Annotated in this window: 12 protein-coding genes; 6 read left to right on the plus strand and 6 right to left on the minus strand. The window is 42.8% G+C overall.

Annotation, left to right across the window (positions count from 1 at the left end; genetic code table 11):
• The first annotated feature begins 17 nt into the window (after positions 1-17).
• The 3 genes from AC3IRT_RS14485 (at position 18) to AC3IRT_RS14495 (ending at position 2,582) form a co-directional block, all read left to right on the plus strand.
• A complete protein-coding gene (locus AC3IRT_RS14485; protein ID WP_489393923.1) occupies positions 18-1,673 on the plus strand; it encodes a M28 family metallopeptidase in 1,656 nt (551 codons plus the stop codon).
• Between the two features lie 52 nt (positions 1,674-1,725).
• Positions 1,726-2,139: a hypothetical protein gene (locus AC3IRT_RS14490; protein WP_489393924.1), complete on the plus strand. Its 414-nt coding sequence runs from the start codon at positions 1,726-1,728 to the stop codon at positions 2,137-2,139.
• Between the two features lie 158 nt (positions 2,140-2,297).
• Positions 2,298-2,582, plus strand: coding sequence for an SdpI family protein (locus tag AC3IRT_RS14495; RefSeq protein ID WP_489396140.1), 285 nt, complete (start codon positions 2,298-2,300; stop codon positions 2,580-2,582).
• A 104-nt stretch (positions 2,583-2,686) separates the two neighbouring features.
• Here AC3IRT_RS14495 and AC3IRT_RS14500 read toward each other — a convergent pair whose 3' ends face one another.
• The 6 genes from AC3IRT_RS14500 to AC3IRT_RS14525 form a co-directional block, all read right to left on the minus strand.
• Positions 2,687-2,983, minus strand: coding sequence for an FtsB family cell division protein (locus AC3IRT_RS14500; protein WP_489393925.1), 297 nt, complete (start codon positions 2,981-2,983; stop codon positions 2,687-2,689).
• Between the two features lie 173 nt (positions 2,984-3,156).
• Positions 3,157-4,455 carry a phosphopyruvate hydratase gene (eno, locus tag AC3IRT_RS14505; protein ID WP_489393926.1) on the minus strand — a complete coding sequence of 433 codons (1,299 nt, stop codon included), beginning with the start codon at positions 4,453-4,455 and terminating at the stop codon, positions 3,157-3,159.
• 156 nt (positions 4,456-4,611) lie between these two features.
• Positions 4,612-5,400 (minus strand): indole-3-glycerol phosphate synthase TrpC, encoded by a 789-nt coding sequence (gene trpC / locus AC3IRT_RS14510; RefSeq protein ID WP_489393927.1) that lies wholly within the window; start codon positions 5,398-5,400, stop codon positions 4,612-4,614.
• A 29-nt stretch (positions 5,401-5,429) separates the two neighbouring features.
• Positions 5,430-6,002: an anthranilate synthase component II gene (locus AC3IRT_RS14515; RefSeq protein ID WP_489393928.1), complete on the minus strand. Its 573-nt coding sequence runs from the start codon at positions 6,000-6,002 to the stop codon at positions 5,430-5,432.
• Entirely contained in the window at positions 5,992-6,180 is a 189-nt protein-coding gene (locus tag AC3IRT_RS14520) for a hypothetical protein (protein WP_489393929.1), read from the minus strand. The genes AC3IRT_RS14515 and AC3IRT_RS14520 overlap by 11 nt, the downstream gene beginning before the upstream one ends.
• Positions 6,177-7,580 (minus strand): anthranilate synthase component I family protein, encoded by a 1,404-nt coding sequence (locus tag AC3IRT_RS14525; RefSeq protein WP_489393930.1) that lies wholly within the window; start codon positions 7,578-7,580, stop codon positions 6,177-6,179. Before AC3IRT_RS14525 ends, AC3IRT_RS14520 begins: the two co-directional genes overlap by 4 nt.
• 363 nt (positions 7,581-7,943) lie before the next feature.
• Between AC3IRT_RS14525 and AC3IRT_RS14530 the strand changes: the two genes are divergently transcribed.
• The 3 genes from AC3IRT_RS14530 to carA all read left to right on the plus strand — a co-directional run bounded on the left by AC3IRT_RS14530 (position 7,944) and on the right by carA (position 13,355).
• Complete coding sequence (locus AC3IRT_RS14530) at positions 7,944-10,157, plus strand: bifunctional alpha,alpha-trehalose-phosphate synthase (UDP-forming)/trehalose-phosphatase (protein WP_489393931.1); 2,214 nt, start codon at positions 7,944-7,946, stop codon at positions 10,155-10,157.
• 28 nt (positions 10,158-10,185) lie between these two features.
• Entirely contained in the window at positions 10,186-11,985 is a 1,800-nt protein-coding gene (locus AC3IRT_RS14535; RefSeq protein WP_489393932.1) for a glycoside hydrolase family 15 protein, read from the plus strand.
• Between the two features lie 269 nt (positions 11,986-12,254).
• Positions 12,255-13,355, plus strand: coding sequence for a glutamine-hydrolyzing carbamoyl-phosphate synthase small subunit (gene carA / locus AC3IRT_RS14540; protein WP_489393933.1), 1,101 nt, complete (start codon positions 12,255-12,257; stop codon positions 13,353-13,355).
• The last annotated feature ends 216 nt before the right edge of the window (positions 13,356-13,571 follow it).

Genomic DNA, 13,571 nt, shown 5'->3' on the forward strand with positions numbered 1-13,571 from the left:
ACCCTTATATTTGAATTATGTATAAAACGCTACCTATTCTCGCAGCTTCACTGCTTGCATTAGCATCTTGCAATCAGAAAACCGAACAATACGATGCATCCAGCTTGGATTCTGCCGCGCTGTCTGCCATCTCCGAAGAAAGCTATCGTGCCCATGTCGCCGTGCTGTCTTCTGATGATTTTTTAGGCAGAAAACCGTTTACACAGGGAGATACTTTAGCGGTACAGTATATTGAAGAACAATTTAAAATATTGGGATTAGAACCTGGAAATGGCGACTCCTATTTTCAGGAAGTGCCCATGGTGCAGATTGATGCCAAGCCGACCAATACAACTTGGACATTTAGCGGCTCGAAGGGACAAGTCAATGCTCGTTACCTAGAGGATTTTGTAATCTCGACTCCACAAATGGATAATCATATTCAGGTGGCTAATTCGGAGTTAGTTTTTGTGGGCTTTGGTATTGTGGCACCAGAATTCGATTGGAACGATTATGCTGGCATCGATGTAAAGGGAAAAATAGTGGTAGCGATGGTTTCCGACCCCGGTCGGTACGATAAAAACCTGTTCAAAGCAGATACCATGACTTATTATGGTCGTTGGAATTATAAATATGAGGAAGCGGCACGACAAGGTGCAGCCGGTGTGATATTAATCCACGAAACTGCGGCCGCCAGCTACGGCTGGAACGTGGTAAGATCTGGTTGGTCAGGACCACAACTGAGTTTGGTTCCAGCGGCTGATGCGCAAAATGTACAGTTTCAAAGTTGGATTACCACTCCGGTAGCCAATCAATTATTTGCTATCAGTGCTGTCAATGCGAGCATCATGGAAGAGGCAAAGAAACCTGGTTTCAAAGCACGCGCGATGGGCATCAAAACAGGAGTAGATTTGCAAAGTAAAATTCGAAAATCTGCTTCTAATAATGTTGTCGCAAAACTGAAAGGTACAAAAAGACCTGATGAGGTGGTGATTTACACGGCACATTGGGATCACTTGGGCGTTGGCGACGCATTAGATGGTGATTCGATTTTCAACGGTGCGATTGATAATGCCGCTGGCGTATCTGCCCTATTTGAAATTGCGAAAGCCTTCCAAGCTGCGAAAGTGAAGCCAGAACGTACCATCGTGTTCATGGCAGTGACGGCAGAGGAAGAAGGTTTATTAGGATCACAATATTATACAGAGCATCCAATTTTCCCATTGAATAAAACGGTCGGAAACTTAAATATGGATGCGTTTAATGCGGTCGGTGCTACGAAAGGTGTTTCTATCGTCGGCCGAGGCCAGACTGAGTTGGAAGATTACGTGGAGCGTTCGGCTGCAAAATTCGACCGCGTTATCGTAGATGCTGGAAGTCCATCTTCTGGCGGATTCTACCGTTCAGATCATTTTAATTTTGTGAAGATGGGCGTACCGGGATTGTTTATGGGAAGCGGCGGTGATTATCTGGAAACCGACAGCGTGGCATTGAACAAACGCAAAGAAGCGTTGGCCGGAACGTATCATACGGTCGCAGATGAGTATAATGAAAACTGGGATTTCTCTGGCATCTTAGCCGATATTCGTCTATTCTTTGATATTGGCTATTCGCTGAGTATGGAGACCGTATTTCCGAATTTCAAGGCGAAGTCAGAATTCAAAGAATTAGGAGACAAACGACTATCAAAGTAGTATATTTGTGCCGAGATAATGTATTGAAGTACTAATTTTTACGATAACTGGAATGAAACATTTACACTCTACACTTGCTGTAGTATTGCTGATCGCGTTGGTAGTATCTATTGTGATTACACTGGTTAATTACTTAAAATATCGACCATACAATAGGAAAATTGCATTGATAGGTTTGATCAGCGGACACATGCAGATGCTTATAGGAATCATCTATTTCATCACGCTTCAATACTACAGCATGTTCTCAGGAGCAGTTATGAAAGATAGCTTGATGCGCTTCAAAGTCATTGAGCACCCACTTGTCATGATATTAGGTGTGGTCGCGATTACCATTGGATATTCGAAAGCGAAGCGAATGACTGAAGATTGGAAAGCAAACCAAACGGTTTTCATTTTCTACACCGTCGGTTTGATTCTTTTTTTATCACGCATTCCTTGGAAAACTTGGTCGTTGTTTGCATAAGACAACAAGTCTATAGAAAGTTTATGGAGCGCTCAAACATTGTTTGGGCGCTTTTTTTGTTATATTATAGGATCTAAAATCAGAACTTACTGAACATGCCTAAAGAACTTATAGACATTATTCTTATCGACCTTTTTATATTAGCAGTCCCTTTGGTGATGTATTTTTTTCCACCCAAAAACATCAATGCTATTTACGGGTATAGGACGACCCGATCTATGAAGAATATAGATAATTGGCGCTTTGCGCAAAGGTATTTTTCAAAACAATGGATGCTTTTAACCCCCGTAATCATCGTAGTTCAAGTTTTGTTGATATACTTTACTGATCATGACTTGAGGTCAAAGTCGTCTATGATAATTCCCATTTCTATGGCTTTGTATTTTGGAGGGAGCTTTATTTGTATACGCCGCACGGAGCAAAAGCTAAAAAGAATGATGTAAATAGGGATGAAGTAATATATCAGCTAGGGTCGGAAAAAGTACTGCGCTGAGGAATATATTGATAAATAAGATCGTTTTATAAAAATGCCAATAGATGCGCAGGATTAGTCTACTGTCGATTCCTCGACAATATACACATCTTCATTGGTTCTTTTCATTTTGAACTTTTCACGGGCAATCTTCTGGATAATGTCGGGGTTGGATTTGACATCTTTGATCGCTGTGGATATGGTAGAGATTTCGCTTGTGTAGTATTCCTTCTCAGCTTCTAGCTTCTTTCTTTCCTGCTGATAGTTGTACTGTGTAGTCAGATCATAACGATCAAAGAATGCCATCCAAGCGATAAACACCGCAACAGCAATCAAATACTTGTTTCGAACTACGTTGACGAAGCGCTCCATAAACACAAAGATATTATTATCGCACCAAAATGAATGGATTAAACAAAAAAAATAAATAATGCGTATGGATTAAGATCAATAAATCCTTTAGAAAAGGGATCTATGTACTAAAAAAGGCTATCAAAGTACCTGCGCACCTTGATAGCCTTTCACTAAGACAATCCAAAATTGGATTATTTTTTATTAGCGTATTTGAATGCGCTACCGATATATTTTGCATTGCTACCCAATTCTTCTTCAATACGAAGCAATTGGTTGTATTTTGCAATCCTGTCAGATCTAGAGATAGAACCTGTTTTGATCTGTCCACAGTTCAACGCTACTGCTAAGTCAGCAATCGTGTTATCTTCTGTCTCACCAGAACGGTGCGACATGACCGAAGTATACCCATTGTGCTGCGCTAAAGAAACTGCATTGATTGTCTCCGTCAACGAACCGATTTGGTTTACTTTTACCAAGATAGAATTCGCTGTATCGGTATCAATACCTTCTTGAAGGCGTTTTGTGTTCGTTACGAATAAATCATCACCTACTAACTGCACGCGATCGCCGATTTTCTCGGTCAATAGTTTCCAGCCAGCCCAGTCATCTTCGCCCATACCATCTTCGATAGAGATGATCGGGTATTTCTCCGTCAATTCTGCTAAGTAGTTTACTTGCTCTTCTGTAGAACGAACCGCTCCATTAGCACCTTCGAATTTCGAGTAATCGTATTTACCGTTTTCGAAGAATTCTGTAGAAGCACAATCCAACGCTAAGAATACGTCTTGACCTGCTTTGTAACCAGCTTGCTCAATAGCTTTCAATACCGTTTCGATCGCATCTTCTGTACCGTCAAATGTTGGTGCGAAACCACCCTCATCACCTACTGCAGTAGATAAGTTACGGTCGTGCAAGATTTTTTTCAAGGTATGGAAGATTTCAGCTCCCCAACGAAGTGCTTCTGAGAAAGAAGTCGCTCCTACTGGCATGATCATAAACTCTTGGAACGCGATAGGCGCATCAGAGTGAGAACCACCGTTGATGATGTTCATCATCGGAATAGGAAGTGTATTTGCGTTGACACCACCGATGTAACGATACAATGGTTGACGGCTTTCTTGTGCAGCAGCTTTTGCAACAGCAAGAGATACCCCCAAGATAGCATTAGCACCCAAGTTGCCTTTGTTTTCGCTACCATCCAAATCAATCATGATTTTGTCAATGGCATTTTGCTCGAATACATCCACACCTTGCAAAGCTTCAGAGATTTTCGTATTTACGTTCTCTACCGCTTTCAAGACGCCTTTTCCTAAATATTTTGCTTTATCGCCATCACGCAATTCAACCGCTTCGTGGGCTCCTGTAGATGCTCCAGAAGGAACGGCTGCACGACCAACAAAACCATTTTGTGTGGTTACATCAACTTCAATGGTTGGATTTCCGCGCGAATCTAGTATTTGGCGCGCATGTACATCGATTATTAAACTCATTTTTACTGTATATGGTTATCTAAAAATATCTTACACACATAGTGTATCAAAAACACTAAGATACAAAACTTTACCTTAGTTTTCAAAGATAGGAATTATCCATACTGCTGCAAGCATTAACAAAAAGATAACAACGTAAAAATGAAGCGCCTATCTTTATCCCTGTAGCTCCGCTACAAATTGCTGGATCGCATTTGCAGGATCATTCGTACGCATGAAGTTTTCGCCGATCAGAAATCCGGCGTAGCCGACTTTCTGGAGTTCGCGGATCGTTGCCGGATCCGATATACCACTTTCGGATACTTTGATGTAGTGATTCGGAATTTGATCTGCTAACGTATAAGAATGATCCAGCGACACGGAGAAATCTTTCAGATTTCTATTGTTCACGCCAATCGCATCAATCGTATCAAACAAACTACGGCTCAATTCTTCGGCATTGTGCACTTCTAGCAGCACGCTCAATCCGAGCGATTGCGCATAGGCAGAAAGAGATTCAATGGCTTCGGCATCCAAGCAAGCGGCAATCAACAAAATAATATCTGCGCCATACGCTTTCGCCTCGGTGATCTGATACCGATCAATGATAAACTCTTTTCGCAATAGCGGAATTTGCAGCACTTCGCGCGCAGCCGTCAAATCGGCCAAACTGCCTTGGAAGAAATCCGCATCGGTAAGGACAGAAACGGCCGAAGCGCCAGCGGCCTGATATCCCTGCACCACTTCTTTCACGGTGACATTTCCATTAATGACGCCTTTGGAAGGTGACGCACGTTTGTATTCAGCAATGATGCCAGTATGCTGGCCGTCTAAGATAAAATCGCGCAAGCGATAACAGGTTCTGCCAAATAGTGGATACGTTTCCAGTTCCGCGGCTGTTACTTTTGATTTTGCTGCCGCAACTTCTTCCTTTTTACGATCTATAATCTTGTCTAATATCGTCATGGTCTACTATTCTGAATGATCAATCTGGGCTAAGAAAGCCAGTTGGCAATTAACATACGTCCGTTGTCTGTGAGTATCGATTCGGGATGGAATTGCATGCCACGGACATCGTACTCTTTATGAGACAATGCCATAATGATTCCATCTTTGTCCACCGCGGTGACTTTCAAGCAATCGGGCAAACTTTCGCGGTCTACCGCCCAAGAATGGTATCGACCGATCTGAGAATCTTCTGGAAAATCCCGAAACAAACGTTCTTCCGGATCCAACACTTGAATACCCGTAGCCACGCCATGCAAGGGTTTTTTCATATTGAATAAAGAACCGCCATATACTTCAGCAATCGCTTGTTGCCCTAAGCAAATGCCTAGAATTTGTTTGTTCGCGCCATAACGGCGAATTACATCCATCAGTAAGCCGGCTTCACTCGGAATGCCCGGCCCAGGAGATAATAATAAACTGTGATACGCATCCACATCCTCCAACGCAAATTTGTCATTGCGCACCACATCGTAATCCCGACCAAGCTCTTGCAGCAAATGCACCAAGTTGTAGGTAAACGAATCGTAATTATCGATAACTAGTATTTTGTTATTGTGCATGCGGCAACTTGGTTTCTAATGTATGTACTTTTGTTGGTATCTCTTCTCCCAAAGCAGCTGCTTTGGTGATATAAGCATTTCGTAACTCGACTAATTCGGCTATTCTATGCTCGATCGTTTGCAGTGAATCTGCCACATGTTCTTGATGTTCGCAGTATTCTAGTGGTCTAATCATCATAGCGTTTGTGCTAAATCTAATGCGCGACGCAGTGCCGCAATTTTATTATTTACTTCTTGTAATTCACTTTCTGGATCCGAATCCAATACAATACCGGCACCAGCTTGATAATGCAACAAATTACCTTTACTTAGAAACGAGCGGATCATAATCGCGTGGTTAAAATCTCCATTGAAACCCATGTAACCTATTGCGCCAGCATAAAACGAACGCTGCAAACCTTCGTAACGATCGATCAATGTCAAGGCCATATGCTTTGGCGCACCAGACAATGTGCCCGCCGGAAAGGTATCGCCCACCACATCAAATGGGTTGGAGCCTGCATGCAACTTGCCCGTCACTTTAGAAACCAAGTGGATAATGTGCGAATAATATTGTGCTTCTTTATAAGACTTCACATGTACATTGGTACAATGTCTGCTCAAATCATTACGCGCCAAATCCACCAACATCACGTGCTCGGCAGATTCTTTAGGATCTTGCTTGAGTTGCTCGGCGATCTGCTCATCTTGCTCCATATCACCGGTACGCTTAAAAGTACCTGCGATCGGATAGATAGTGGCTTCATCTTTACGGATGGTCAATTGCGCCTCTGGCGAAGACCCAAAAATCCGAAAATCGCCGTAATCGAAATAGAACAGATATGGAGATGGGTTCACCGAGCGCAACGCGCGGTACACATTAAATTCGTCACCAGTGAAGCCAACCGAAAATGCACGCGATGGCACAATTTGGAATACGTCGCCGCGTTGAATATGTGTTTTCATCTTACGCACCAATTCGCGAAACTCTTCGTCGGTCATATTCGAACCTTCGTTTTCTTGTTTTTTGAACGCATATTCTGGGAAGTTTCGATTTTGGATAATGTATTCTAACCGATCCAGATCAGAGGCTTCATGCTCCAACAGGTTCTCAAACAAGTACAATTGATTCCGGAAATGATCGATCGCAATCACATACTTATACACATGATATTGCATCGGCGGTATGTCGCGCTTCGGATCTTTCGGCGTGGTGAGCTGGATATCTTCATAATGCTCGACCGCATCAAAAGAGAAATATCCAAACAACCCATTAGAAATCAGGTTGACCTCGGGCACGGCTTCCGAATGAAAAGAATCCCGAAAAGCCGAGACTTCTTGCTTCAAGTTAATACCATCTACCGGTTTGCTTTCTTTTGGCTTATTCGGATACGAAATATGCAGACCTTCTTGGTTCAACACAATGCCCGCGATGGGCTGACAACAGATATAGCTGATATTGTTATCGCGGCTCTGATATTCCGAACTTTCCAATAGCAGACTATTAGGAAACACGTCGCGCAGGCGCAGATAGATACTTACCGGCGTGGTAGTATCGGCCAAGATTTTCTTATAGTTCGTTGTAAATGTATAGGACATGAATACGCGTTTTCTGATGTTGTGATCTATTTCTTATAAACAAAATGAGGCCCGACGTTTGCGTCGGGCCTCATGTAAATAGGTTGTATTTTTTATATTATACACACCAATAGTTATGCCTGCCGACGCTGTTTGCACCCGGCCACCACCACAATTGATATGTTGTATTATTCGACATAGAGAAACAAATATAATATTATTTATGGATAATACTATTCGGCTGGCAGAATAAATTTAAAAAAGGTTTTAAGCAAACATTTTGAGCAATACTACGTTGTAAGAACAGTGAATAAAATGTAGACTCGGCGCGGATAAATGCGTTTAAAAACCCACAGAGTCGGCGTCAATACCGAAACGATAAGAATGAATCCGAAAAACAATAACAAAGTAATCATTGTCTCGAATCGACTACCTGTAAAGATTGAAAGAAAAGAAGATGGATTGGTCATCAGCCCAAGTGAAGGTGGATTAGCAACCGGCCTGGGATCCATTTATAATGCAGGAAATAATATATGGATCGGCTGGCCAGGTATCATTCCGCAAGATGAAGCAGAACGTGTTTTCATCACGGAAGAATTACGTTTGCTCAATCTCGTGCCCGTATTCCTCACCGAAGAAGAAATACTAGGCTATTACGAAGGTTTTTCCAACGAAGTGCTTTGGCCAATCTGTCATTATAGCCCAAGCTATGCGGTATACGATACCGATAATTGGAATACGTACGTACAGGTCAACGAAAAGTTTGGACAGATCGTCCGCGAATATATTGATAGCGAAGATACCGTATGGATCCACGATTATCAACTCATGCTGCTGCCGAATGTACTTCGAAAACACTACGAAAAATTATCTATCGGATATTTTCAGCATATCCCATTTCCACCAGATGAAGTATTTAGAAGTATTCCCTGGCGGAATGAATTGCTACTAGGTATACTCGGCGCAGATTTAATCGCTTTTCACACCTTCAACGACACACAGCATTTCCTGGATGCTTGTACGCACATCCTGAACATTCCGATTCGCAACAATTACTTGCAGATTCGCGGACGCAGTGCGTATGTGGAGGTATATCCGATGGGAATTGATTTCGACAAATTTAACACCTTGTCCAAAGATACTGGTGTGAAGGCAAGAGCGCTAGAGATCAAATCTTATTTCAAACAACGCAAAATCATCCTTTCTATCGATCGGTTGGATTATAGCAAAGGAATTATACAGCGCATCGTCGCTTTTGAAGAGCTGCTTAAGAATTACCCAGAACTGCGCGATCAAGTCGTATTGTATATGCTTGTGGTACCTTCGCGTGATCAAGTGAAGCAATACAAGCGACTGCGTGATGAGATCGACCGCCGCGTGGGCAACATCAATTCGGTGTATGGCTCGACCGATTGGACGCCGATCGCTTATTTCTACAACTCCTACCCTGTCGAAGAATTATCATCCTTGTACGTAGCGGCCGATGTATGTTTGATTACCTCCATCCGCGACGGCATGAACTTAGTAAGTAAGGAATATATTGCGAGCAAAGAAGAAACGTCGGGCGTACTGGTATTGAGTGAATTGGCTGGCGCGTCAAAAGAACTGATTGACGCCGTACATGTCAACCCCAATTCGGTCGATCAGATTAGTCATGCCCTGCATTTCGCGCTGCATATGTCGGAAGAAGAAAAGCTGAATCGCATGGATGCGAACTTTGCTTTGGTCAAGAAATTCAACATTCACCATTGGGTGGAGATTTTCTTTGCACGGATGAAGGAAATCAAGATTCAGCAGCGCAAGGAATTTGCCCGCAAAATCCAACCAGAAAATAACGAAGCCATCTCTGCGGGATATCAAAGTGCACAGAAAAGAATCTTCTTTCTAGATTATGATGGTACGTTAATCGGTTTCCACAATGAAGCAGACAAAGCTACGCCGACAGAAGAGGTATATGAATTACTAGACACCTTGCAATCCGACCCAAATAATACCGTGGTCATTATCAGTGGACGACCGCATCAAACACTGGATAAATGGTTCGGCAACCGTGGTTATACCTTGGTGGGCGAGCATGGTGTTTGGAAAAAATTGCCCGATGAAGCCTGGCGAAGCAAATCCAACATATCGGATCGCTGGAAGCCATCGGTGAAGCGTATCATGAATAAAATCGCTAACCGCACGGCCGGATCTTCCGTCGAAGAGAAGGACTACTCCATGGCGTGGCATTACCGCAAAGTGCAATCAGGATTGGGCAGATTGCGTGCGCAGGAGCTTATGGATAGCTTGCGCTATCTGATTCCACATCATGGATTGCAACTATTGTATGGCGATAAGGTCATCGAAGTCAAAAATTCGGAGGTGAATAAGGGGAAAGCGGCTAGCGGCCTTGTCGAAAAACTGCAACCTGATTTTATCTTCGCGATGGGCGATGATGCTACCGATGAAGATATGTTTCACGAATTGCCCGGCGAAACCGTATCAGTCAAAGTAGGCAGTAAAAAATCGGCCGCCAAATATTATGTAGATAGTCAACAAGATGCCATCCAGCTATTGCACTCTATAGCCGGACTAGTACAGAAAAATCAACCCGAATAACTTTATTTATAGATAGATTAAGCTTTATATGTCGCAAAAACATCGTTACGGCAGCGGTATCATCGGTAACTGCTCCTATATTGCCCATGTGGGCACAGACACCAATGTCAATTGGCTATGTTGGCCATCTTTTGAGGATTCTTTTGTATTTGGTTCGCTGCTGGACAAGGAAAAAGGTGGAGAATTTTCCGTCCGCCCAACGGGTGACATTCTGGAAAGCAAGCAGTACTATGTAGATAACACCAATGTGCTATGCACAGAGATCACAAGTGAAGATGGATCTTACCGGATTACAGATTTTGCGCCACGCTTCGAGCAGTACGAACGGTATTACAAACCGCTCATGCTGATCCGTAAGATAGAACCGCTATCTGGCCATCCTAAAATTCGTGTAACCTGCGAGCCAACGTACGATTATGGAAAGCAGACCTTCAAGAAGGATCGTGGCAGTAATCATGTACAATTCCACTCTGCCGATACACACATGCGATTGGCCACTAATATGCCGATCAGTCATTTCTTCGAAAATGAAGTGCCATTTCTGTTGAACCAAACGGTGTATTTGATTCTGACGTACGGAAGCGCGTTCGAAGCGCCGATTGAGCGTACTGCCGAAGAGTTTCAAACGCGCACGCAGCAGTATTGGCAGAAATGGATTAAGAAAGCATCGATCCCTACTTTTTACCAAAAGGAAGTCATTCGCTCTGCGCTAGTTCTAAAATTGCACCAATACGAGGATACGGGCGCGATTATCGCGGCGAGTACGACCAGTTTGCCAGAGCATCCGGGCTCCGGGCGCAATTGGGATTATCGGTATTGCTGGTTGCGTGATAGCTACTATGTGTTGACAGCGCTCAGCCACATCGGCCAATTTGAAGAAATGGAAAAATATGCCTCGTACATTGCGAATATCACGCATATTGATCTGGATCGTCTGCAACCACTGTATGGTATTTTCGGGCAACATAAATTGACGGAAAGCACATTAGATTATCTGAATGGTTATCTGGGTGAGCAGCCGGTACGCATCGGTAATCAAGCGCATGAGCACATTCAAAATGATGTGTACGGACAAGCATTGATCGCCTTACTCCCATTACTCACCGATAGCCGCTACAATCACGAATTGAAGATCAACGTACGCGAATGGACTTCTTTTATCCTGAAGAAGATCGGTGCTACGATTGACGAACTGGATGCGGGCATCTGGGAATTTCGAAATTTTGAACAGCGCCATTGCTATTCTAATCTATTCCAGTGGGCAGGTAGTACTGCCGCACTGAAGATTGCTAGAATGTATGGATTGGATGATATTGCTGAGGAAGCGCAACGCCTCAAAAAGCGTGCTGCTGAGCATATTGAGGGATGTTTCGACCCTGAAGAAGGTGTATACACCAACGCAATTGATAGCAAAAATCTGGATGCTAGCACCTTGCAGCTCATCATGATGAATTACTTGGATCCGGCTAGCGAGAAAGCTGCTAAACACTTAGAAATTCTGGAAAAAGAGTTGAAAGCGGAGAATGGTTTATTCTACCGTTACTTGCACAAAGATGATTTTGGCAAACCCAAATCTACCTTCCTAGTCTGTGCCTTTTGGTATGTGGAAGCACTGGCTTGTGTAGGCCGCATTGATGAAGCAAAGGATATTTTTGAAAAACTGATGCAGTATAGCAACCATCTGATGTTATTCAGTGAAGATGTAAGTGAGCATGATGGTAGCCAATGGGGCAATTTCCCACAAGCTTACAGTCATGTTGGCTTGGTGAATGCCGCCTATCGAATTGCTGTAAAATTGGATCAGCCGACTTTCTTCGAAAAGGAATAATATAAATGCGATGTATCGTCCTTCTAATAAGGAGGACGATACATTAAAAAAATGAAGGTGATATTTCAGAATTCATTTTTTTATTTCTACTTTTGTATCCCAGAAAATGAAAGAAAATCTTTATCTATCTGACGCTTTTTTACCGATGATTTTCATCGGTTATGTACGAAATTAATTTGCAGCCCGTTTGGGCTTTTTTTATGTATATAGGCCCAGGATTAGGTAAAAATGATCTACAAAGTGTTTAACAATCGTTATTTTATACAACAATGACCAACTACAGCAAATTACCCGCGGTATTAGTACTCGAAGATGGCACGGCTTTTCATGGAAAGGCAGCAGGAAAAATCGGAACTACAACTGGCGAAATCTGTTTTAACACGGGTACCACTGGATACCAGGAGATTTTTACAGACCCTTCTTACTATGCGCAAATCATGGTAACGACGAATGCACATATTGGTAATTATGGGGTAGATGAGGATGATACCGAATCTAAGAAAATCCAGATTGCTGGCTTGGTGTGTAAAAACTATAATGTAAACTACAGCCGAAAAATGGCGGACGGCTCGATCCAAAACTACTTTGAAGAAGAAAATCTTGTAGGTATTTCGGATATCGACACGCGTTCGCTGGTACGCTACATCCGGGACAAAGGCGCGATGAATGCGATCATCTCTTCGGAGAATCTGGATGTAGACGCTCTTGTAAAACAACTTAAGGATGTGCCGTCGATGGCAGGTCTAGAGTTATCTTCTCATGTAACAACAAAAGAGCCGTATTACTACGGTGACGAAGATGCGTCTACTCGCATTGCGGTGTTAGATTTAGGCATTAAGAAAAATATATTGCGCAACTTCGATGCGCGCCAAGTATATGCTAAAGTATTTCCTGCAAAAACTTCTTTCCAAGAAATGGAAGCGTGGGGTGCAGATGGTTACTTCATCTCAAACGGCCCTGGTGATCCATCAGCGATGGATTACGCTATCGATACGGTAAAAGAAATTTTAGCAGCGGATAAGCCGATGTTTGGAATTTGCTTAGGTCATCAAATTTTGGCATTAGCCAATGATATCCGTACAGAGAAAATGCACAACGGACACCGTGGAATCAATCACCCAGTAAAGAACATCATCGCTGATAAGTGTGAGATAACCTCTCAAAACCATGGTTTTGGTGTAATCCGCGAAGATATTGAAAACTCGGATGCGGTGGAGGTAACGCACATCAACCTAAATGATAATTCCATCGAAGGAATCCGCGTGAAAGGCAAAAGAGCATTCTCGGTACAGTACCACCCAGAGTCTTCACCTGGCCCACACGATTCTCGTTATCTTTTTGATGACTTTATCGCGATGGTGAAAGGTTAGTTCTAGCAGTTAGTATGATAAAAAAAGGCCGTTGTTGATCAACGGCCTTTTTTGTAGTTAGATTTCATTGTTCGTCAACGATTCTGTTGTTGGAATCGGATTGCAACACCGCTTTACATACATAAACTATTTATTGTAAGATCTTTGTGTATTAGTTGAGTGCGGGAAAAGGAATGTGAGCCTGCTTTTCATGAAAACATATATAGGGATATATAA

The sequence above is a fragment of the Sphingobacterium sp. KH_072 genome (assembly GCF_057837975.1).

Coding starts and splice junctions, on each gene's coding strand:
- trpC (WP_489393927.1), bottom strand. CDS start 5,400: ATGACGATATTAGACAAGATTATAGATCGTAAAAAGGAAGAAGTTGCG.
- carA (WP_489393933.1), top strand. CDS start 12,255: ATGACCAACTACAGCAAATTACCCGCGGTATTAGTACTCGAAGATGGC.
- AC3IRT_RS14500 (WP_489393925.1), bottom strand. CDS start 2,983: ATGGAGCGCTTCGTCAACGTAGTTCGAAACAAGTATTTGATTGCTGTT.
- AC3IRT_RS14535 (WP_489393932.1), top strand. CDS start 10,186: ATGTCGCAAAAACATCGTTACGGCAGCGGTATCATCGGTAACTGCTCC.
- AC3IRT_RS14485 (WP_489393923.1), top strand. CDS start 18: ATGTATAAAACGCTACCTATTCTCGCAGCTTCACTGCTTGCATTAGCA.
- AC3IRT_RS14515 (WP_489393928.1), bottom strand. CDS start 6,002: ATGCACAATAACAAAATACTAGTTATCGATAATTACGATTCGTTTACC.
- AC3IRT_RS14520 (WP_489393929.1), bottom strand. CDS start 6,180: ATGATGATTAGACCACTAGAATACTGCGAACATCAAGAACATGTGGCA.
- eno (WP_489393926.1), bottom strand. CDS start 4,455: ATGAGTTTAATAATCGATGTACATGCGCGCCAAATACTAGATTCGCGC.
- AC3IRT_RS14530 (WP_489393931.1), top strand. CDS start 7,944: ATGAATCCGAAAAACAATAACAAAGTAATCATTGTCTCGAATCGACTA.
- AC3IRT_RS14490 (WP_489393924.1), top strand. CDS start 1,726: ATGAAACATTTACACTCTACACTTGCTGTAGTATTGCTGATCGCGTTG.
- AC3IRT_RS14525 (WP_489393930.1), bottom strand. CDS start 7,580: ATGTCCTATACATTTACAACGAACTATAAGAAAATCTTGGCCGATACT.
- AC3IRT_RS14495 (WP_489396140.1), top strand. CDS start 2,298: ATGTATTTTTTTCCACCCAAAAACATCAATGCTATTTACGGGTATAGG.